This window comes from uncultured Brevundimonas sp. (assembly GCF_937870815.1).
In the GTDB taxonomy this organism is placed as follows: Bacteria; Pseudomonadota; Alphaproteobacteria; order Caulobacterales; family Caulobacteraceae; genus Brevundimonas.
Window position 1 is genome coordinate 1 of sequence record NZ_CALMZS010000103.1, and the last position, 20,510, is coordinate 20,510.

Genomic DNA, 20,510 nt, shown 5'->3' on the forward strand with positions numbered 1-20,510 from the left:
GGCCCCGTAGCTCAGCTGCATAGAGCAAGGCTTTCCTAAAGCCGAGGTCGCAGGTTGGAGTCCTGCCGGGGTCGCCACCTCACCGCCATTTCGACCCGTCGCCGTGCCTGCCGACGCTCTTCCATCCGGGCGGGGCGGCCTTGCGGGCATATTGTTCGGCGGCCAGCCAGCCGGCGCGGGCCGGGGCCCGGCAAGCGGTCTCATTGTCGCGGGAACGCGGCGCGTAGCGTGGCCGTTGGCCGATCATGACCGAAACCCTCGGCCCCGCCCTTCCCCATGACGTCGAGGCCCTGATCGAGCGGGTGCTCGAGGCCGCCGGCGACCGCGGCCTCACCCTGGCCACGGCCGAGAGCTGCATCGGCGGGCTGCTCGCCTCGGTGCTGACCGACGTGGAGGGCCGCTCGCACGTCTTCGAGCGCGGCTATGTGGTCTATACCGACGGGGCCAAGGTCGAGGAGCTGGCGGTGCCGGCCCGGCTGATCGAACACGATGGCGCGGTCTCCGAACCGGTCGCCCGGGCCATGGCCGAGGGCGCGCTGCGGGCCTCGGGCGCGGCCGTGGCGGTGGCCGTCACCGGCTTCGCCGGACCGGCGGGACCGGACGACGAACCCGGACTGGTCCATTTCGCCGCCGCCGCGGCCGGCGCTCCGACGGTGCATGAGGAACATCATTTCGGCGACATCGGCAGGGGCCCGGTGCGGCTGGAATGCCTGCGGGTCGCGCTCGGCCTGCTGGAGCGCGCGGTCACCAACCGTTAACCGCGTTGAAAGGCGACGCGCGCGAGGGTGGGCGCGCATGTCCGGGGCCTCCTCACAGCCTATCCTGAAATCCGCCACGGCCGTCGCCGTGGCCGGGGCGGTGGCCTTTGCGCCGCTCGCGCCGCTGGCCCAGGAAGCCGCCGCGGCCGCGGATCCGGTCACCATTCGCATCGGCGCCAACGCCGGATTCACCCGTATCGAATTCGCCGGGGTGATCGGGGCCCGCTCGCGCGTGCGCCGCGAGGGCGACCAGGTCATCGTCCGTATCGGCTCCACGGCGGCTCCCGACGTCTCGCGCCTCAAGGTCGATCCGCCGAGGGGGGTGGGCAGGGTCGAGACCCGCGCCGTGCCGGGCGCGACGGAACTGGTGCTGACCCTGGCCGAAGGGGCCGGGGCCCGGTCGGGCAGCGCCGACGGGGCCGTCTATGTGAACCTCTACCCCGAGGCCCCCGCGCCCCGCCCCGGATCGGCCGCCGCCGTGCCGGTGGTCGCCCAGGCTTCGGCCGGCAGGGTCCATCTGGCCTTCCGCTGGTCCGCCCCCGTCGGGGCCGCCGTGTTCCGGCGCGGCGAGGCGGTGTGGATCGTCTTCGACACGCCCGCCCGGCTCGACCTGTCCGGGGCCGCGCGGCTGGGCCCCGCCTCCGGCATCCACTGGGCGGCCGGACCCGATCACGTCGCCGTCCGCGTCGCCGCGCCCCGCGGCGCGCCGGTCTCGGCCATGGCCGACGGCGCGACCTGGACCGTGACCATCGGCGGGCCGCCGGTCGCCGTCGAGGGCGTCAGCATCGACCGCGATCCGACCGGCGATCCGGCCCTCGTCGCCCGCATGGCCGGGGCCACCAGGGCCGTCTGGCTGACCGATCCGCTGGTCGGCGACCGCTTCGCCGCGGTCACCGCCCTGGCCCCCGGCAAGGGCTTCGGCGACCGGCGCAGGACCGTCGACCTGACCCTGCTGCCGACCGCCCACGGGCTGGCGGTGGAGACCGCGGCCGCCGACCTCTCCATTCACACGGACGGCGACCTGGTGACCCTGAGCCGCCCGGGCGGCCTGACCCTGTCGCCGCCCTCGGCCGGGCGCGAGGCGGCCCCCGCCGGCGGCGCCCCGGCGCGCGCCCGCCACCCCGGACTGATCCTCGCCGGATGGGCCGATGCGGGCCACGCCGGCTTCCCGGCCCGCTACCGCCAGCTGCAGAACGCGGCCGCCGCCGAGATCGCCGCCGCCGCCGACGATCCCCGCGCCCCGGTCGAGGCCCGGCTCGCCTTCGCCCGCTTCCTCGTCGGTTCCGGACTCGGCTATGAGGCGGTGGGGGTGCTCAACGCCATTGTCGCCAAGGCTCCCAACATGGCCGGCGAACCCGAGCTGCGCGGCCTGCGCGGGGCCGCCCGCGCCTCGATCGGCCGTTTCGAGGAGGCCCAGGCCGACTTCGCCTCCGCCGCCGTGGCCGGGGATCCGGCCTCGGCCGTCTGGCGCGGCTACATGGCCTCGGCCCAGGGCGACCACCTCGCCGCCCGCCAGGCCTTCGCGGCCGGGGCCCGGGCGGTCGACGACTTTCCGCCGGCCTGGCGCGCCCGCTTCGGCGCCGCCCACGCCCTGTCGGCGCTGGAGACCGGCGACCTCGACGCCGCCCGCGCCCTGCTGGCCTACAGCTTCAGCCAGGCCGCCCCCGCCGCGGACCAGCTGGCCGCCCGCCTGGTCCAGGCCCGGCTGTTCGAGCTCGACGGCCGCACGGACCGGGCCCTGGCCCTCTACAGCGTCATCGGCCGGGCCCCGATGGACGGCCTTGCGGTGCCCGCCAGACTGGCCGTGGTCCGCCTCTCGCTGGCCCGGGGCGCCCTGAAGCCCGCCGACGCCGCGGCCGCGCTGGAGAGCCTGCGCTGGCGCTGGCGCGGCGACGCCACGGAATTGGCCGTGATGCGCCAGCTGGGCCAGCTCTACCTGTCGCAGGGACTCTACCGCGAGGCCCTGACGGCGCTGAAGGGCGCCGGCCCCGGGTTGAACCGGCTGCCGGGGGCCTCGGACATCCAGGCCGACCTCGCCGCGGCCTTCCGCATGCTGTTCCTCGAGGGCGGCGCCGACGGCCTGCAGCCGGTCCAGGCGCTGGGCCTGTTCTACGATTTCCGCGAACTGACCCCGATCGGCGCGGACGGCGACGAGATGGTCCGCCGCCTCGCCCGCCGGCTGGTCGACGTCGACCTGCTCGACCAGGCCGCGGAACTGCTCAAATACCAGGTCGACAACCGGCTGGACGGGGTGGCCAAGGCCCAGGTCGCCACCGACCTGGCCGCCGTCTATCTGATGGATCGCCAGTCCGAGGCCGCGCTGCAGGCCATCTGGACGTCGCGCACCACCCTGCTGCCCTCCGCCCTCAACGCCGAGCGCCGGGCGCTGGAGGCGCGGGCCCTGGCCGGACTGGGCCGCTACGACCACGCCCTCGAGGTGCTGGGCTCCGATGCGGGGCCGGCGGCCCGCGAGGTCCGGGCCGAGGTGCTGTGGAAGCAGGAGAAATGGGCCGAGGCCGGCGCCCTGTATGAGGCCCGGCTCGGCGACCGCTTCCGGGACCCGGCCGCCCTCAGCGCGGACGAGGAGGCCCGGCTGATCCGCGCCGGCGTCGGCTATTCCCTGGGCCGCGACCCCGGAGCCCTGGCGCGCCTGGCGCGCAACTACCGGCCGTTCATCGCCGCGGCCCGGTCCAAGCCGGCCCTGGCCGTCGCCCTCGACGTGGGCGAGGCCGGGGCCTCCGCCGGCGACTTCGCCGCCCTGGCCGCCTCGGCCGACACCTTCGCCGGCTGGGTCGCGACCATGAAGGCCGAGCTCAGACGGAAAACAGGCGGGGACCGGCCCGCGGCCCCCGCCCGTTCGCAGACTGCGGCGGCGGCCGGGGCCGCACGGCCCGCCGCCTGATCCCGCCTATTTGTTGACCGCGTCCTTGAGCGGCTTGGAGACGCGGAAGCGCACGGCCTTGGAGGCGGCGATCTTGATGGTCGCGCCGGTGGCCGGATTGCGGCCTTCACGGGCCGCCCGGGCGGCGGTGTCGAACACGCCGAGGTTCGAGATGCGTACGTCGCCGCCCGACTTCAAGGCCTTGTGGATGTTCTCGACGATGGCGGTCAGGACCTTGCCGGCGTCGGCTTGCGAGACGCCCGCGTCCTTGGCGACGGCGGCGATCAGTTCGGCTTGAGTGGTCATTGTGGGTTGTTTCCCGATTGAAGCTCGCCCCGCGATTCAAGGGCGATGACGGATGGATTGACGCCGCTTTTTCTTCCCTTGGCAAGCGACTTTGCCGTTCAAACCCCCACGGGATGGGGATTTATCCGCCGCCGGAGGCGCGCTGGAAGCTCTCCACGAGGCTGCCGGCGACCAGTCTCCAGCCGTCCACGAGCACGAAAAAAATCAGCTTGAAGGGCAGCGAGATCACCACCGGAGGCAGCATCATCATGCCCATCGACATGAGCACGCTGGCGACCACAAGATCGATTACAAGGAACGGAACGAAAAGGAGAAATCCGATTTCGAAGGCGCGCTTCAGCTCGCTGATCATGAAGGCCGGGGTGACCACCCGCAGGGGCAGGTCGGCGGGGGCCGTGGCGGTCTCGACATTGGACAGGCGGACGAACAGCGCCAGGTCGTCGCGGTCGACCTGGCCGAGCATGAAAGTCTTCACAGGTTCCGACGCCGCGTCGAAGGCCTGGGGCAGCTCCATCTGCTGGTCGAGCAGCGGGCGGATGCCCGAATCATAGGCGTCCTGCCAGGTCGGGGCCATGACGATGGCGCTCAGGAACAGGGCCAGCGACACCAGCACGGCGTTGGGCGGCGCCTGCTGCATGCCGAGGGCGGTGCGCAGCAGCGACAGCACCACCACGATACGCACGAAGCTGGTCGTCATGATCACGATCGACGGGGCCAGCGACAGCACCGTCATCAGCCCGACCAGCTGCACGACCCGCTCGGTCAGGCCGGCCCCGGTGCCGAGGTCGACATTGATGGCCGCGCCCGACTGGGCGGCCTCCTGGGCCAGCGCCGCCAGCGGCCACAGCAGGCACAGGCCGGTGGTCAGCAGCGACAGCAGCGCGGCCCGTTTCAGCCCGGCGCGGTCGGGCATGACGAAGACGCCCTTCAGCCTCACCGTCCCGCCTCCGGCCCGCGCGGCTCGATCAGCTCCCGGCCCTCGCCGAGGATCAGCAGCCGCTCCTCGTCGTCGATCCGGACCAGGACCAGCCGCCGGGCCGGGTCCAGCACCAGGGTCTCGACCACCTTCATCCGCCGCTCGCCGCGTTCGGCGCTGAGGCGGGCCATGATCTGCGGCGCGTAGCGGCGGGCCGCCCACGCGGCCAGTCCGATGATGCCGAGGGTGATGGCGAGGGCGAACAGCGCCCGCAACAGATCGAGGAAATTCATGCGACAGCCGCCCCGCCGGCGAAGCCTGTCCGGCCTCTGCAGCCTTGCCGATCATGGTTAACGAGCGGTTGAGATAACCTGGCGTTAACCATGCAGGCGGCAGTTTCTGCCCATCGAACCGTGGGCGAATCGCGCCCGCTCCGCAGAGGGGAGGAGACGCCCTTGGCCATCGCCGACCTGCCGTTGCTCAACCAGATCAAGGGCCGCCTGACCTGGCTGGACGAACGCCAGCGGGTCATCGCCGAGAACGTCGCCAACGCCGATACGCCCGGCTACGTCGGCCGCGACCTGAACCAGCCGGCCGATTTCGCGGCCGCCCTGAGCGCCGGCGGCGGTCTGCGCATGGCCCGGACCAGCGCCCTGCATATCGCCCCGGCCGCGCCCGCCGCCCGCTTCGAGGCCCGCAGCGCCCCCGATTCCGAAACCACGCTCGACGGCAATTCGGTGGTGGTCGAGGAGCAGATGCTGAAGATGGCCGAGAGCCGCATGGCCTATGACGCCGCCATCGGCCTGTACCAGAAATCCATGCAGATGCTGCGCCTGGCCGCCAAGCCGCCGGGCCGCTGAGGGAGTAGCCGATGACCGACCCCGTGCCGCCCCGGAACAGCGCCATGAGCGTCGCCGCCAGCGCCCTGAAGGCGCAGCAGTCGCGCATGCGCGTCATCGCCGAGAACATCGCCAACGCCCAGTCGACGGCCCAGGTCGCCGGCGGCGAACCCTACCGCCGCCAGATTCCGGTTTTCCAGGCGCGCGAGATCGACGGGGCCACCGGCGTCACCCTCGCCGAGGTCCGCGCCGACCAGTCCGACTTCCGCTCGGAATACGACCCGTCGCACCCGGCCGCCAACGCCGAGGGCTATGTGCTGCGCCCCAACGTCGACACCCTGGTCGAGGCCATGGACATGCGCGAGGCCCAGCGCGCCTACGAGGCCAATCTGAACGTCATCGAGACGGCGCGGTCGATGGACGCCCGCACCCTCGACCTGCTGAAGAAATAGGGGCTGAGCGATGAATCCCTTGATGGCGGCCAAGGCCTATGCGGCGGTCCAGGGCGGCGCCCTGCCGGCCTCTCCCGCGGCGGCTCCCGTCCAGTCCGGCTTCGCCGACCTGCTGAGCAACGTCGTGGGCGACATGACCCAGACCTCGAAGGCCGCCGAGACCCAGATGACCGCCATGGTCCAGGGTCAGGGCAGCCTGATCGACGTGGTCACCGCCGTGTCCTCGGCCGAGGCCTCGCTGGAAACCGTCATGGCCGTGCGCGACCAGGTCATCTCCGCCTATCAGGAGATCATGCGGATGCCGATCTGAGCCGGACTTCGGCGCCGCCGGCCGCGGAGACGGCCTCTAGCCCTCCAGGGAGACCACCGGCTGGGCCGCGGGCGCCGGCCGCCCCGGCCGGCCCTTGAGCCAGCCGCGGATGCGCGCCTGGATCGGGTTGTCGACGGCGAAATGGAACAGGAAGGCGAAGGCGAAGGCCGCGGCTACGCCGCCGGCCCACAGCGCCCACTGCGCCGCGACCGGCAGGGCGAGGCGGGCGATGGCCACATTGGCCACGCCGAACCAGGCGATCCGCACCACCTCGTTGGTGATGAACATGGAGAACGACACCTGCGCGGCCTTCTCGACCCATTTCGAGGGCCGCGGCGTCGGCGTCGCGCCGGCCGCCAGGATGATCACCGAGATGCAGGCCAGCGACACCAGGGCGTGTTTGTCGAAAAACTGCACGAAGGCCAGCAGCAGCGCCGCGGCGATTCCGGCCCATCCCGCCAGCCTCGGGCTGATCCAGACCTTCTGGGCGAACCAGGCCAGGGCCATGCCGAGCGCGAACAGGGGCAGGGCGCGGATGAAGCCGTAGCCCATCGGCATCTGGTAGACCGGATAGCCCAGCAGGCTCCAGGTCAGCTGGTTGACCAGCAGATAGCCGCCGACGCCCAGCGCCAGCACGCTCCACGGTCCCAGCCGGGCGATGCCCTTCAGCAGCCACGGGAAGGCCAGATAGCAGCCGATCAGGGCCGAGATCGACCAGCTCGGCGCGTTCCAGCCGAGGCCGCCGGGCACGCCGAAGGCCTGGGTCAGGGTCAGCTGGGCCGGCAGCTGGTCCCAGCGGAACCACTCGGGGGCCCGCGGCGAAAAGCCCAGGGCTCCGCCGCCGACGATCAGCGCCACCAGCCCGACCCCCATGATCAGGTGGGCCGGCAGCACCCGCAGGTAGCGTTTGAGGAAGAAGTCCGTCGCCGACATCCGCCCCCCGGCGACCGGGGCGCCATAGACCCGCATCAGCACATAGCCGCTGTCGATCAGGAAGAAGTTGGTCAGCAGGAAGCCGCCCCGTTCGAACACCGGATGCAGCCCCTCCGCCAGGGCGATCGGCCCGGCGCCCTGGAAATGGTGCAGGATGATCAGCCCGGCCACGATGAACCGCAGCGCGTCGAGCCAGCCGCCCCGGACGATGGGCAGTGTCTCATTCCGGGTCGTAATCGCCGTCCAGGCCATCGGAAACGCCTCCTTGGGGGCGAATTCCGCAAGGATCGGGCCGTGTGTCGCCGTCAGCCGGACGAGGCCTCCATGGCGACGGCGCGCGCGCCGGGCGGATGGGCCAGCACGCTGCGGATCCGGGTCGCCAGCGCCGTCCGCTCATAGGGCTTTTCGATCAGGGCGAACTCGTGGGACAGGCCCTGGACGGCGTCGCCCAGATAGCCGGAGGTCAGCAGGACCTTGAGCTCCGGCCGCATCGCCTGGGCCCGGCGCGCCAGCTCGATGCCGTTCAGCCCGCCGGGCATGACCACGTCCGAGAACAGCAGGTCATAGCCCTGGTCGCCGGTCAGCCGGTGCAGGGCCCCGGCCGCGTCCGCCGCCACCTCGCAGCGGTAGCCGAGGCCGTTCAGCATGTCGAGGCAGACGCTCAGCACGGCCGGATCGTCCTCGACGATCAGGATCCGCTCCGATCCCGTCTCCGCCTCGGCCGGCTCGTCGGCGGCGGCGATCTCGCCCGGCGCCTCGGTGGTCAGGGGCAGGGTCAGGGTGAAGGCCGCCCCCTGTCCCGGGGCGCTGTCCACCTCGACCCGGCCGCCGGACTGCGCCACGAAGCCGTAGACCTGCGACAGGCCCAGGCCCGAGCCGCGGCCGATGTCCTTGGTGGTGTAGAACGGCTCGAATACGCGGTCCGCGACCTCGGCGCTCATCCCCGAACCGGTGTCGGAGACGCGGATCTCGCCAAAGTCGCCGTCGTCATGGGCGGCGCGCCGGGCGTTGATGGTCAGGACGCCGTCGCTGTCCATGGCGTCGCGGGCGTTGACCGCCAGGTTCAGCAGGGCCGTCTCCAGGTGGGTCGGATCGACCAGCGCGTGCAGCGGCTCCGCCTCCAGCTCCAGCTCGATGGCCACGCCCTCGCCGACGGCCTGCTTCATCAGCGGCAGGAAGTCGCGGATCAGCGCGTTGAGGTCGACCACGCTCGGGTTCAGCTGCTGCCGCCGCGAGAAGGCCAGCAGCTGCCGGGTCAGGGTCTGTCCCTTGTCGGCCGCGGCGCGGATGGCGGCCAGATGCTTGACCACATGGGGCTGGTCCTCGATCCGGCGCAGCAGGATGTCGGCGTTGCCCAGCACCACCGTCAGCAGGTTGTTGAAGTCGTGGGCGACGCCGCCGGTCAGCTGGCCGACGGCCTCCATCTTGCGCGCCTGGGTCAGCTGCTCCTCGAGATGCCGCCGCTCGGTCACGTCCAGCAGGGTGCCCAGGATCTGGCTCTCGCCGTCCTCGTCCACGGTCCAGACGCCCTGGTCGAGGAAGGTGCGGTACTGCCCGTCGGCGCACATCCAGCGGTATTCGCAGGCGTAGGCGCCGGTCTCCGAAGCCTTGAGCAGGCAGTTGACCACCCCCTCCACGTCGTCGGGATGGATCCGGCCCAGTCCGATCTCCGGCTGCTCGACGAACCGGCGCGGCTCGAAGCCGGTCAGGGGCGTGATGCTGTCGCTGACGAACCTGACCCCGAACGGGTGCACGCTGGTCCGCGCCGTGAACACCACCGGCAGCGACTTGAGGATGCCGTCCTGCCGCTCCCGCGTCGTTCGCAGGGCCAGTTCGGCGGCCAGCTTCTCCTCGCTGATGCGGGCGTTCTCCTCGAGCAGGGCGGAGCGCTCCTCGCCCTGGCGGCGCACCTCGATGGTCTTCAGGTGCAGGTCCGCGAGGATGGCCACCTTGGAGCGCAGGATGAACGGGTCGACCGGCTTGAACACCACGTCGACGGCGCCGACCGAATAGGCCTGGAAGATGTGCGACTCGTCGCGGAACACGGCGGTGACGAAGACGATCGGCGTGTCCCGCGTACGCGGATGCTCGCGGATCAGCCGCGCCGTCTCATAGCCGTCCATGCCCGGCATGTGCAGGTCCAGCAGGATGACCGCGAACTCCTGCGCCAGCAGCAGGCGCAGCGCCTCCTCGCCGGAACGCGCCACGACCAGCTCATGGCCCAGCACCTCCAGCGCCTCGGAGGCCGCGAAGGCGTTGCGCTCGTCGTCGTCGACGATCAGCACCCGCGCCTTCAGCGGCGGGGGCGCGGCGGGTTTCCGGCGGGGTCCCGGCATCAGGCGTCCGCCGTGGCGCGCGGGGCCGGGGCGGCGGCCAGCCGCTGTGCGTCGGTGCGCTGGATCGACACCCGCATCACCGAGATCAGATAGTCGATGTCGACCGGCTTGGAGACATAGTCCGAGGCCCCGGCCTGGATGCATTTCGAGCGGTCGCCCTTCATCGCCTTGGCGGTGACGGCGATGATCGGCAGGTCGGCGAACCGGGCGATCGAGCGGATCTCCCGGATGGTTTCGTAGCCGTCCATGTCGGGCATCATGATGTCGACCAGGACGATGTCGATCTCCGGATGCTGGCGCAGCAGGTCCAGCCCGGCCCGGCCGCTTTCGGCGTAGTGCAGGTCGACGCCGAACTCCTCCAGGGCGCTGGCCATGGAGAAGATGTTGCGGATGTCGTCGTCGATCACCAGGGCGGTCCGGCCGGTCAGGATGGCGTCCTCCTTGCGGGTCTGGGCCAGGGTCGCGCGCGCCTGCTCCGACAGCCGGTCGGTCGGGGCGTGCAGCAGCAGGGTGGCCTGCTCCAGCAGCTGCTCCGGCGTCCGCGCCAGCCGGGCCCGCCCGCTGAACACCGCCAGCCGCAGCCGGCGCTCGTCGGCCGCGTCCAGCCGCTCCTCGGCATAGACCAGCACGGGGCGGCCGGCCTCTCTCAGATAGTCGGCCAGGGCCGGCACGGGGGTGGCGGCGGTGTCCACGACCAGGCTGTCGGAGGGCTTGAGTTTCGCCTTGGCGAGGCCTTTCAGGCTGTCGACGCGGGTCACCGACCGGAAGGCGGTTTTCAGGCTGGAGGCGGCCGGGCCGCTCGGCCCGACGAAGATCAGCCGCCGGTCGGTCGAGGTCATGAAGGTCCGCACCTCGTCGAGGCTGGCCACGACGCCGTCGCGGTCGATCGGCTTGGGGGTGAAGCCGAAGGCGCCGATGGCCAGGCCGAGCGAGGCCTGGTCGTCGGCCGACATCACATGCACCGGGATGTGGCGCGTCTCCGGCGTGCGCTTCAGCAGGTCCAGCAGCGCCAGCCCGTCCATGTCGGGCAGGCCGACGTCGAGGATGATGGCCTCGGGCGTGTAGCGGCGCGCCAGCGAGGCCACGGCCGCGCCCTGCTGGGTGATGATCCCCTTGAAGCCGCGGTCGTGGACCACGGCCAGCAGGATGGAGGCGAAGCGCGGGTCGTCCTCGACGATCAGGATCACCGGCTCGCCCGGGGCCAGGCTGTCGCGGTCGTCGCTGACGGTCTCCACCGTCTCGACCTCCTCCTCGACCGGCAGGGTGCGCACGGTGACCGTCTGGCCCGGGTCGCGGCCCGCCGATCCCGCCGTGGCCGGGCTCGGGCTGAAGATCAGCGGCAGATAGAGGGTGAAGGTCGAGCCCTTGTCCGGCTCGCTCTCGACCTTCAGCTCGCCGCCCAGGGTGCGGGTGATCTCGCGGCTGATCGACAGGCCCAGTCCGGTGCCGCCGTATTTGCGGCTGGTCGTGCCGTCGGCCTGCTGGAAGGCCTCGAAGATGATCCGCTGCTTGTCCTCGGGGATGCCGATGCCGCTGTCGGCGACCGAGAAGGCCAGCACCTGTCCGGCGGTGTTCAGGTGTTCGTTGCCGGGGCTCCAGCCGCCCTCCACCCGCCGCACGCCCAGCCGCACCTCGCCCGAAGCGGTGAATTTGAAGGCGTTCGACAGCAGGTTCTTGATGATCTGCTGCAGCCGCTTGTCGTCGGTGTACATGGCCGGCGGCAGGGCGGGGTCGAGGTCGATGCGGAAGTCCAGCTTCTTGTCCTGGGCGATCTGGGCGAAGGTCCGCTCCATCTGGTCGCGCAGCGAGTCGAACCGCGTCTCGCCGATGTCCAGGGTGACGGTGCCGGACTCGATCTTCGACAGGTCGAGGATGTCGTTGATCAGGCCCAGCAGGTCCGAGCCGGCGGCATGGATGTTCTTGGCGAACTCCACCTGCTTGCCGGTCAGGTTGCCCTGGGTGTTCTCGCTGAGCATCTTCGACAGGATCAGCAGGCTGTTCAGCGGCGTGCGCAGCTCGTGGCTCATATTGGCCAGGAATTCGGACTTGTATTTCGAGGTCAGGGCCAGCTGCTCGGCCTTTTCCTCGAGGGCGAAACGGGCCTGTTCGACCTCGAAATTCTTGGCCTCGACCTGCTTGTTCTGGGCCGACAGCAGGACCGCCTTCTCCTCGAGCTCGGCGTTGGACTGCTGCAGTTCCTCCTGCTTGGCGCGCAGCAGCTCCTCGGACTGGCGCAGGCTGGCGGCCTGCTGCTCCAGCCGGTCGTTGGTCGTCTTCAGCTCTTCCTGTTGCGCCTGGAGCTCGGCGGTCAGCAGCTGCGACTGGCTCAGCAGCCCCTCGGTGCGCATGTTGGCGGCGATGGTGCTCAGCACGATGCCGACCGACTCCATCAGCTGGCTCAGGAACGACTGGTGGGTCTCCGAGAACTCGCCGAAGGTGGCCAGTTCGATGACCGCCTTGACCTCGCCCTCGAACAGGGCCGGCAGGATGATGATGTTCAGCGGCGCCGCGCCGCCGAGGCCAGAGCCGATCTGCACATAGTCGCGCGGCACATTGGTCAGCAGGATGCGCTCCTTCTCCTTGGCGCACTGGCCGATCAGGCTCTGGCCGAGGCGGAAGGTCGGGGACAGCTGCTCGCGCTCGGTCGAGGCGTAGGCGGCGGCCAGCACGAGGATCGGCTCGTCCTGTTCGTCCCGGTCGGCGACGTAGAAGACGGCGTGCTGGGCGTTGATCAGGGGTGCCAGCTCCGACAGCACCATGTTCGACACCGTGGCCAGGTCGCGCTCGCCCTGCAGCATCCGCGTAAAGCGGGCCAGGTTGGTCTTCAGCCAGTCCTGCTCGGTGTTCTTCAGAGTCTGATCCTTCAGGTTGCGGATCATCTCATTGATGTTGTCCTTCAGCGCCGCGACCTCGCCGGAGGCCTCGACGGTGATCGAGCGGGTCAGTTCGCCCTTGGTCACCGCGGTCGACACCTCGGCGATGGCGCGCACCTGGGTGGTCAGATTGCCGGCCAGCTGGTTGACGTTGTCGGTCAGGTCGCGCCACAGGCCGGCCGCCCCGGGCACCCGCGCCTGTCCGCCCAGCTTGCCCTCGATGCCGACCTCGCGGGCCACGTTGGTGACCTGGTCGGCGAAGATGGCCAGGGTCTCGATCATGCCGTTGATGGTGTCGGCCAGGGAGGCGATCTCGCCCTTGGCGTCGAGCGTCAGCTTGCGCTTCAGGTCGCCGTTGGCGACCGCGGTGACCACATCGGCGATGCCGCGCACCTGGCCGGTCAGGTTGGCGGCCATCGAGTTGACGTTGTCGGTCAGGTCCTTCCAGGTGCCGCCGACCCCCTCCACGCGCGCCTGTCCGCCCAGCTTGCCCTCGGTGCCGACCTCCTTGGCCACGCGGGTGACCTCCGAGGCGAAGGCGTTGAGCTGGTCCACCATGGTGTTGATGGTCGACTTCAGCTCGAGGATCTCGCCCTTGACGTCGACGGTGATCTTCTTCGACAGGTCGCCCTTGGCCACCGCCGTGGTCACCTCGGCGATGTTGCGGACCTGGCCGGTCAGGTTGCCGGCCATGAAGTTGACGTTGTCGGTCAGGTCCTTCCAGGTGCCGGCCACGCCCTTCACATTGGCCTGACCACCCAGCTTGCCCTCGGTGCCGACCTCGCGCGCCACGCGGGTCACCTCCGAGGCGAAGGCGTTGAGCTGGTCGACCATGGTGTTGATGGTCGACTTCAGTTCGAGGATCTCGCCCTTGACGTCGACGGTGATCTTCTTGGACAGGTCGCCGTTGGCCACGGCGGTGGTCACCTCGGCGATGTTGCGGACCTGGCCGGTCAGATTGTCGGCCATCAGATTGACGTTGTCGGTCAGGTCCTTCCACGTTCCGGTCACGCCGGTGACCTGGGCCTGTCCGCCCAGCTTGCCCTCGGTGCCGACCTCGCGCGCCACCCGGGTCACCTCCGAGGCGAAGGCGTTGAGCTGGTCGACCATGGCGTTGATGGTCGACTTCAGTTCGAGAATCTCGCCCTTGACGTCGACGGTGATCTTCTTGGACAGGTCGCCGTTGGCCACGGCGGTGGTGACCTCGGCGATGTTGCGGACCTGGCCGGTCAGGTTGGCGGCCATGAAGTTGACGTTGTCGGTCAGGTCCTTCCAGGCCCCGCCGACGCCCTTGACATTGGCCTGGCCGCCCAGCTTGCCCTCGGTGCCGACCTCGCGCGCCACCCGCGACACCTCCGAGGCGAACGAGTTGAGCTGGTCGACCATGACGTTGATGGTCGATTTCAGTTCGAGGATCTCGCCCTTGACGTCGACGGTGATCTTCTTGGACAGGTCGCCGTTGGCCACGGCCGTGGTCACCTCGGCGATGTTGCGGACCTGGCCGGTCAGGTTGTCGGCCATCAGATTGACGTTGTCGGTCAGGTCCTTCCACGCCCCGGTGACGCCCTCGACCTGCGCCTGTCCGCCCAGCTTGCCGTCGGTGCCGACCTCCTTGGCCACCCGCGTCACCTCCGAGGCGAAGGCGTTCAGCTGGTCCAGCATGACGTTGATGGTGTCCTTCAGCTCGAGGATCTCGCCCTTGACGTCGACGGTGATCTTCTTCGACAGGTCGCCCTTGGCCACCGCCGTGGTCACCTCGGCGATGTTGCGGACCTGGCTGGTCAGGTTGGCGGCCATGAAGTTGACGTTGTCGGTCAGGTCCTTCCAGGTGCCGCCGACGCCTTCCACCCGCGCCTGTCCGCCCAGCTTGCCTTCCGTCCCCACCTCGCGCGCCACCCGCGTCACTTCCGAGGCGAAGGCGTTGAGCTGGTCCACCATGGTGTTGATGGTGATCTTCAGCTCGAGGATCTCGCCCTTGACGTCGACGGTGATCTTCTTCGACAGGTCGCCCTTGGCCACGGCGGTGGTCACCTCGGCGATGTTGCGCACCTGGCTGGTCAGGTTGGCGGCCATGAAGTTGACGTTGTCGGTCAGGTCCTTCCAGGTGCCGGTCACGCCCTTGACCTGGGCCTGGCCGCCCAGCTTGCCCTCGGTGCCGACCTCGCGGGCCATCCGGGTTACTTCCGAGGCGAAGGCGTTGAGCTGGTCCACCATGGTGTTGATGGTGTTCTTCAGCTCCAGCACCTCGCCCTTGACGTCGACGGTGATCTTGCGGCTCAGGTCGCCGTTGGCCACGGCGGTGGTGACCTCGGCGATGTTGCGAACCTGGCCGGTCAGGTTGGCGGCCATGAAGTTGACGTTGTCGGTCAGGTCCTTCCAGGCCCCGGCCACGCCCCTGACATTGGCCTGGCCGCCCAGCTTGCCCTCGGTGCCGACCTCGCGCGCCACCCGGGTCACCTCCGAGGCGAACGACCCCAGCTGGCCGACCATGGTGTTCACCACCCGGCCGATGCGCAGGAATTCGCCGCGCAGCGGCCGCTCCTCATTCTCCAGGTCCATGGTCTGCGACAGGTCGCCCTTGGCCACCGCCCCGATCACCCGGGCCATCTCGGCGGTCGGGTGCACCATGTCGGCGATCAGGGTGTTGACGGCGTCGACGCTGGCGGCCCAGGCGCCGGTCGCCGAGGGCACGCGGGCCCGGTTGTTGATCTTGCCCTGGCGGCCGACGGCCTCGCCGAGGCGGCTGAACTCGCGGCTCATCCGGTCGTTCATCTCGACGACGTCGTTGAACGCTTCGGCCAGCTCCCCGTCTATCCCGGTCAGGCCCCCGGGCAGGCGGACCGAGAAGTCCCCGCGGCGGAAGGCCCGCAAGGCCGCCAGCAACTGACGCGAATCGAGGGCGGGTTCGGGGGCCAGGGCGGCGATCGACATTCTTCAACCTTCGGAGCGGACGAAACCGGTCAGCCGGAGGCGCAGGACATCGAGATCACGCGAGCGGGGGCGGTTCGACCGGCGTCGACCCGTCTCCCTGGCTCCGTCTCCCCATGGCGCTGCTTCCCCCGAACCAACTGCCAGAAACCGCAAGGGTTCGGCTTGGTTCCCGGCCTCGGGCGAAATCTCTTGCGTTGCCATTTGGGGATCAGGCGCTAGGGTCCGGCGTCATGTCGTTCCGGCCAAATCCCGCTCCGCCGGTGTGAATCCGCCCCCGCCGGACCCGCTGAGCCCCGGTCTCGCGGCGTTCATCGAGAGCGCCGTCCCCTCCGTGTGGGCGCTGGAGACCCTGCTTCTGCTGCGCGTCGAGCCCGGCCGCGTCTGGCCGGTCGACCGGCTGGTCGCCGAACTGCGCGCCAACAACACCCTGGTCAGCGACTGTCTCGCCGGTCTCGAACGCGGGGGCCTGATCCTGCGTGACGACGGAGGCTTCCGCTATGCGCCGGCCTCGCCCACCCTGGGCGCACTCTGCGACGAGCTCGACGCCGCCTACAGGAAACGGCCGGTGGCCGTCGTCAACACGATCACGCGGCGCCGGTCCGACCCGCTGCAGGGCTTCGCGGATTCGTTCCGGTTCGGAGGATGGAAGTCGTGATGGCCTGGGGACCGGGGGCCGTCTACGGCCTGTGCCTGCTGACAAGCGCCGTGTGCGCGGCCCTGCTCGTGCGGTCGTACGGGCGATGGCGTCAGCCCTTGCTGCTGTGGAGCGCCGCCTGCTTCTCCCTGCTGGCCATCAACAATCTGCTCGTCGTGCTCGACATGGTCGTGCTGGCCGAGGTCAACCTGTCGCTGGCGCGGCAGCTGACCTCGCTGGCCGCCGTCGGGGTGCTGATCTACGGCTTCATCTGGGAGGTGGACCGTTGAATCTCACCCTCGTGACCGGCGGCGCGATCATCATGGGCTATGCCGTGGCGGCCGTGTTCTTCCTCAAATTCTGGCGCCGCACCGCCGATGCGCTGTTCCTCGCCTTCGCCGCCGCCTTTCTGCTGCTCGCGGCGACGCCCCTGCTGACCACCCTGCTGGAGGTTCCGCGCGAGGAGCAGAGCCCCTTCTACCTGCTGCGCCTGCTGGCCTTCCTGATCATCATCGTCGCCATTGTCGGCAAGAGCCGGCGCCGCCCCTGACCCGGATCTTCGCTCCAGCATTATACTGGAGCCTGATTCACGGCATCGGCGGAATCGCGAAACGATTCCGCCTCAACCGATCAGGCTCTAGCTGCGGGCCAGCCGCAGGAACTCCTCGCGGGTGCGCGGATCGTCGCGGATCACCCCCATCAGATGGCTGGTGATCAGGCTGGTCCCGGGGGCGTTGACGCCGCGCAGGGTCATGCAGCTGTGCTCCGCCTCGATGACCACGCCGACGCCCTGGGGCTGCAGCACCTCCTGGATGGCGCGGGCGATCTCGGCGGTCATCTTCTCCTGGATCTGCAGCCGCCGGGCGTAGCCGCGCACCACCCGGGCCAGCTTGGAGATGCCGACCACCCGGTCGGTCGGCAGATAGGCGACGTGCGCCTTGCCGATCACGGGCAGCATGTGGTGCTCGCAGACGCTGACGAAGCGGATGTCCTTCAGCACGATCAGCTCGTCATAGCCGCCGATCTCCTCGAAGGTCCGCTCCAGATATTCGCGCGGGTCGACGTCGTAGCCCGCATACATCTCGCGATAGCTGCGCATCACCCGGTCCGGCGTGTCGACCAGGCCCTCGCGGTCGGGATCGTCTCCGGTCCAGCGGATCAGTGTGCGCACCGCCGCGCGCACCTCGTCCTCACCCGGCAGATCGACCTCGGGCCGCCGGCCGCCGCGCTTCGGCAACGGCGTCCCCGCGGCCCGGGCCAGGGCCTCGCGCTCGACCCAGCTGCCATCGCAGTCCGGATCGTGGGCGGGGCTCTGAACGCGGGAGGGGCGGGCGTCATCCATGGCGGGTCCTGCGGCTGGAGCGGGCGAAACGGCGTGGTCCTATTCCCTTAGCGCCGGGCGGGCGGAAAGGGGAACACTCCGCCGTCGCTAACGCCCCATTAACCACGCTCCCGGCATTTTCTGCCCGGTAGCAGTACGGCCCTGCGGGGTCGGGGTCCCGGGGTGCGGCATGAACGGCGCGGAAGTGATGGATGTGGGCCGCGACGCCCTGTGGCTGACCATCCAGCTGTGCGCGCCGGTGCTGATCGTCGGCCTCGTCGTCGGCGTGGTCATCGGCCTGTTCCAGGCCCTGACCCAGATCCAGGAGCAGACCCTGATCTATGCGCCCAAGATCATCGCCATCTTCGTCTCCCTGCTGCTGTTCCTGCCGCTGATGGGGGCGATGCTGGGCGGCTTCATGCGGACCATCGCCGCGCGCATCGCCGGCATGTAGCCGGTGGAGCCCTGGGCCACCGCCGACCAGGTCTGGCAGGGCGCCATGATCTTCGCCCGCATCGGCGCGGTGCTGCTGATGCTGCCCGGCGTCGGCGAGAGCTATGTGCCGCCGCGCATCCGCCTGTCGCTCGCCCTGGTCGTCTCGCTGGCCCTCTGGCCGGTGGTCTCGGCCAGCCTGCCGGCCCTTCCCGCGACGATCGGGGGCATGGCCGGCTGGATCATCCGCGAGGTCCTCGTCGGCCTCGCCATCGGGGCCCTGCTGCGGATGTTCCTGACCGCCCTGGCCACCGCCGGCGAGATCGTCGCCCTGCAGACCACCCTGGCCTTCGCCCAGACCGCCAATCCGACCCAGGCCTCGCCGGGCAGCACCATTTCGGCCTTCCTGATGCTGCTCGGCACCACCCTGGTCTTCGCCACCAACACCCACCACCTGTTCATCGCCGGCCTGGTAGGCTCCTATGAGCTGATCGCGCCCGCCAGGCCGCTGGTCACCGGCGACTTCGCCGTCATGGCCGTGCGCAGCCTCGCCGACGCCTTCACCCTCGGGGTCCAGCTGGCCGCCCCGGTGCTGGTCTTCGCCATCATCTTCAACCTGGCCTCGGGCCTGATCGGCCGCGTCATGCCCGCCTTCCAGGTCTATTTCGCCGCCGCCCCGCTCAGCATCATTCTCGGCCTGTCGGTCTTCGCCCTCAGCCTCGGCGTTCTGGGCACGGTCTTCATCGACCGCTACCGCGCCCTGGCCGCCGTCTTCGCGGGAGGCGCCGGTGGCTGAAGCGCCCGATCCCGAGTCGAAAACGGAAGAGGCCACCCCGCGAAAACTCGCGGACGCGCGCAAGAAGGGCGACGTCGCCAAATCGCCGGATGTGGCCTCGGCCCTGTCGCTGCTGGGCGCGGCCGCCGTCATCCTGATGTCCGGCGGCTGGTTCGCGACCTCGATGGCCGAACAGTTGCTGCCCTTCATCGCCAGCCCCCACGCCATGACGGGCGGGCTCGACGCCGGCGCCGGGGTCGAGATCGGGGCGCACGCCCTGTGGGCCGCCGCCCCCTTCCTGGGGGCCGTGATGCTGGCCACCATCGTCGGCGGCGCCGGCGGCAACCTGGCCCAGTCCGGCCTCATCTTCACCGGCGAGAAGCTCAAGCCCGACTGGTCCAGGATCAATCCGCTCAAGGGGTTCAAGCGCATCTACGGCCCGGACGGCCTCGTCCAGTTCGTCAAGACCCTGCTCAAGCTGATCGCCGTCGGCGTGATCTGCTGGCTGGTGCTGAAGCCGCACGTCCGCGAGTTCGAGACCATGGCCGCCATGCCCCCGGCCATGGTCCTGCCCATGGCCCGCGACCTCGCCATCGCCCTGGTCGTCTCGGCCCTGGTCTTTCTCGGCTTCACCGCCGGGGCCGACTACATCTGGCAGCGCTACCGCTTCGCCGAGCGCATGAAGATGTCCAAGGAGGAGCTCAAGGAGGACTACAAGCAGTCCGAGGGCGATCCGCACGTCAAGGCCCGGCTGAAGCAGATCCGCGCCCAGCGCAGCCGCCAGCGGATGATGCAGAACGTGCCCCGGGCCACGGTCGTCGTCACCAACCCGACCCACTATTCCGTGGCCCTGCGCTACGAGCCGGGCGACGGCGACCCCGCCCCGGTCTGCGTCGCCAAGGGCGTCGACGCCCTCGCCCTGCGCATCCGCGAGGTGGCCCGCGAGCACAAGGTCCCGGTCGTCGAGAACGTCCCCCTGGCCCGCGCCCTCTACGCCGCCGTCGACGTCGACGAAACCATCCCTCGCGAGCATTTCGAGGCCGCCGCCAGGGTCATCGGCTTCGTCATGCAGACGCGGAAGGGCCGGTAGGGGCCCGACGCCTCTTGCCGGCGCCCGACGCCCGAGCGCCGCGGAAGCTGGATTCCGCCCGGGCCGGCTCGCCGATCTCGGCTCGCGCCCGTGCGCGCCCTTCCATGGCCAGACGCGCGGCCTCGACCAGGAAACCCGACCGCGACATGCCGCAGGCTTCCGCCGCGACATCGACCCGCTTCAGAAACTGGGCGCCGATCGAGATGTTTACCCGAACCGGGGTGTCCTCGACTTCGGCGTCGACCAGGATGCGGCCGGCCTCCTTCACCTCGGGATCGTCCCTGATGTCCTCGAGGGCCGTGGGTTCGGGAAAGGCGACCCCGTCCTCGGCCATGCCCTGGAGATGCAGGCTCAATGCGTCCCGTGCGGCCGACGGAAGCTCGACCATCGTGTCGCTGGCGGTCACGCACCCGGGGAGATCCGGAAAGAAGGCGCTATAGCCTCCGTCCTGGTCGCCCTCGACGATGGCTACATAGATGACGGTGGACATTTGGACTCCTTGCATCCGGTCTCAACGAAGCTTGAGGCCGGACTGACGCTCGATACTCTTGAGGGTCCCGATCCGCAGGTCCCTCCGGGGGTGTGGGACGGTGACCCTTCCCGGTTTGGCCGGATGTTTGAATTGGACGTGCGACCCCTTCTGGGCCACGCGCATCCACCCATCGGCTTCGAGCGCCTGGATCACGTCGCCGCTCTTCATGTGTGTATCTATACACACCCACC

General features: G+C 70.1%; 20 protein-coding genes and 1 tRNA gene. 12 read left to right on the top strand and 9 right to left on the bottom strand.

Features of this window, described 5'->3' with window-relative positions; genetic code table 11:
* The 3 genes from Q0588_RS06580 (at position 1) to Q0588_RS06590 (ending at position 3,660) form a co-directional block, all read left to right on the top strand.
* Positions 1-77, top strand: a tRNA-Arg gene (locus Q0588_RS06580).
* 168 nt (positions 78-245) lie between these two features.
* Positions 246-758: a nicotinamide-nucleotide amidohydrolase family protein gene (locus tag Q0588_RS06585; RefSeq protein ID WP_298744857.1), complete on the top strand. Its 513-nt coding sequence runs from the start codon at positions 246-248 to the stop codon at positions 756-758.
* 37 nt (positions 759-795) lie between these two features.
* Entirely contained in the window at positions 796-3,660 is a 2,865-nt protein-coding gene (locus Q0588_RS06590; protein ID WP_298744859.1) for a hypothetical protein, read from the top strand.
* 6 nt (positions 3,661-3,666) lie between these two features.
* On the opposite strand, the gene Q0588_RS06595 is transcribed toward Q0588_RS06590, so the two are convergent.
* From Q0588_RS06595 to Q0588_RS06605, 3 genes are all read right to left on the bottom strand, one after another.
* Complete coding sequence (locus Q0588_RS06595; protein WP_298744860.1) at positions 3,667-3,945, bottom strand: HU family DNA-binding protein; 279 nt, start codon at positions 3,943-3,945, stop codon at positions 3,667-3,669.
* Between the two features lie 121 nt (positions 3,946-4,066).
* Positions 4,067-4,858, bottom strand: coding sequence for a flagellar type III secretion system pore protein FliP (fliP, locus tag Q0588_RS06600; protein WP_298744907.1), 792 nt, complete (start codon positions 4,856-4,858; stop codon positions 4,067-4,069).
* Positions 4,859-4,878: 20 nt separating this feature from the next.
* Positions 4,879-5,154 carry a flagellar biosynthetic protein FliO gene (locus Q0588_RS06605; RefSeq protein ID WP_298744864.1) on the bottom strand — a complete coding sequence of 92 codons (276 nt, stop codon included), beginning with the start codon at positions 5,152-5,154 and terminating at the stop codon, positions 4,879-4,881.
* Positions 5,155-5,316: 162 nt separating this feature from the next.
* Here Q0588_RS06605 and flgB point away from each other — a divergent pair, with 162 nt between their 5' ends.
* The 3 genes from flgB to fliE are packed head-to-tail and all read left to right on the top strand — an operon-like array spanning position 5,317 to position 6,462.
* Positions 5,317-5,721: a flagellar basal body rod protein FlgB gene (gene flgB / locus Q0588_RS06610; protein ID WP_298744866.1), complete on the top strand. Its 405-nt coding sequence runs from the start codon at positions 5,317-5,319 to the stop codon at positions 5,719-5,721.
* Between the two features lie 44 nt (positions 5,722-5,765).
* Positions 5,766-6,152: a flagellar basal body rod protein FlgC gene (gene flgC, locus Q0588_RS06615; protein ID WP_298744909.1), complete on the top strand. Its 387-nt coding sequence runs from the start codon at positions 5,766-5,768 to the stop codon at positions 6,150-6,152.
* Between the two features lie 10 nt (positions 6,153-6,162).
* Positions 6,163-6,462, top strand: a complete 300-nt coding sequence (gene fliE / locus Q0588_RS06620; protein ID WP_298744868.1) for a flagellar hook-basal body complex protein FliE — start codon at positions 6,163-6,165, stop codon at positions 6,460-6,462.
* A 36-nt stretch (positions 6,463-6,498) separates the two neighbouring features.
* Here the strand turns inward: fliE and Q0588_RS06625 are convergent, their stop codons facing one another.
* Genes Q0588_RS06625 through Q0588_RS06635 form a run of 3 tightly spaced genes read right to left on the bottom strand, consistent with a single transcriptional unit; the run spans position 6,499 to position 15,535 of the window.
* Positions 6,499-7,647, bottom strand: a complete 1,149-nt coding sequence (locus Q0588_RS06625) for an acyltransferase (protein ID WP_298744870.1) — start codon at positions 7,645-7,647, stop codon at positions 6,499-6,501.
* Positions 7,648-7,700: 53 nt separating this feature from the next.
* Positions 7,701-9,731, bottom strand: a complete 2,031-nt coding sequence (locus tag Q0588_RS06630) for a response regulator (RefSeq protein WP_298744872.1) — start codon at positions 9,729-9,731, stop codon at positions 7,701-7,703.
* Entirely contained in the window at positions 9,731-15,535 is a 5,805-nt protein-coding gene (locus tag Q0588_RS06635) for a HAMP domain-containing protein (RefSeq protein ID WP_298744875.1), read from the bottom strand. Before Q0588_RS06635 ends, Q0588_RS06630 begins: the two co-directional genes overlap by 1 nt.
* A gap of 262 nt (positions 15,536-15,797) precedes the next feature.
* Here Q0588_RS06635 and Q0588_RS06640 point away from each other — a divergent pair, with 262 nt between their 5' ends.
* The 3 genes from Q0588_RS06640 to Q0588_RS06650 are packed head-to-tail and all read left to right on the top strand — an operon-like array spanning position 15,798 to position 16,719.
* Positions 15,798-16,190 (top strand): hypothetical protein, encoded by a 393-nt coding sequence (locus Q0588_RS06640; RefSeq protein ID WP_298744876.1) that lies wholly within the window; start codon positions 15,798-15,800, stop codon positions 16,188-16,190.
* Entirely contained in the window at positions 16,190-16,459 is a 270-nt protein-coding gene (locus Q0588_RS06645) for a DUF5985 family protein (protein ID WP_298744878.1), read from the top strand. Before Q0588_RS06640 ends, Q0588_RS06645 begins: the two co-directional genes overlap by 1 nt.
* Positions 16,456-16,719, top strand: coding sequence for a DUF5985 family protein (locus Q0588_RS06650; RefSeq protein WP_298744880.1), 264 nt, complete (start codon positions 16,456-16,458; stop codon positions 16,717-16,719). Before Q0588_RS06645 ends, Q0588_RS06650 begins: the two co-directional genes overlap by 4 nt.
* Positions 16,720-16,806: 87 nt before the next feature.
* Here the strand turns inward: Q0588_RS06650 and folE are convergent, their stop codons facing one another.
* Positions 16,807-17,511 carry a GTP cyclohydrolase I FolE gene (gene folE, locus Q0588_RS06655; protein ID WP_298744882.1) on the bottom strand — a complete coding sequence of 235 codons (705 nt, stop codon included), beginning with the start codon at positions 17,509-17,511 and terminating at the stop codon, positions 16,807-16,809.
* A gap of 169 nt (positions 17,512-17,680) precedes the next feature.
* Between folE and fliQ the strand changes: the two genes are divergently transcribed.
* The 3 genes from fliQ to flhB are packed head-to-tail and all read left to right on the top strand — an operon-like array spanning position 17,681 to position 19,787.
* On the top strand, positions 17,681-17,944 hold the full coding sequence (gene fliQ, locus Q0588_RS06660; protein WP_298744886.1) for a flagellar biosynthesis protein FliQ: 264 nt from the start codon (positions 17,681-17,683) through the stop codon (positions 17,942-17,944).
* A 3-nt stretch (positions 17,945-17,947) separates the two neighbouring features.
* Positions 17,948-18,718, top strand: a complete 771-nt coding sequence (gene fliR / locus Q0588_RS06665) for a flagellar biosynthetic protein FliR (protein ID WP_298744888.1) — start codon at positions 17,948-17,950, stop codon at positions 18,716-18,718.
* Positions 18,711-19,787: a flagellar biosynthesis protein FlhB gene (gene flhB, locus Q0588_RS06670; RefSeq protein WP_298744890.1), complete on the top strand. Its 1,077-nt coding sequence runs from the start codon at positions 18,711-18,713 to the stop codon at positions 19,785-19,787. The genes fliR and flhB overlap by 8 nt, the downstream gene beginning before the upstream one ends.
* On the opposite strand, the gene Q0588_RS06675 is transcribed toward flhB, so the two are convergent.
* Both Q0588_RS06675 and Q0588_RS06680 read right to left on the bottom strand, forming a co-directional pair.
* Positions 19,762-20,277: a type II toxin-antitoxin system HicB family antitoxin gene (locus Q0588_RS06675; protein WP_298744892.1), complete on the bottom strand. Its 516-nt coding sequence runs from the start codon at positions 20,275-20,277 to the stop codon at positions 19,762-19,764. The genes flhB and Q0588_RS06675 overlap by 26 nt on opposite strands.
* Positions 20,278-20,298: 21 nt before the next feature.
* The gene (locus Q0588_RS06680; RefSeq protein WP_298744894.1) at positions 20,299-20,487 is read right to left on the bottom strand and encodes a type II toxin-antitoxin system HicA family toxin; all 189 of its coding nucleotides are present in this window, start codon (positions 20,485-20,487) and stop codon (positions 20,299-20,301) included.
* Positions 20,488-20,510: the final 23 nt, after the last annotated feature.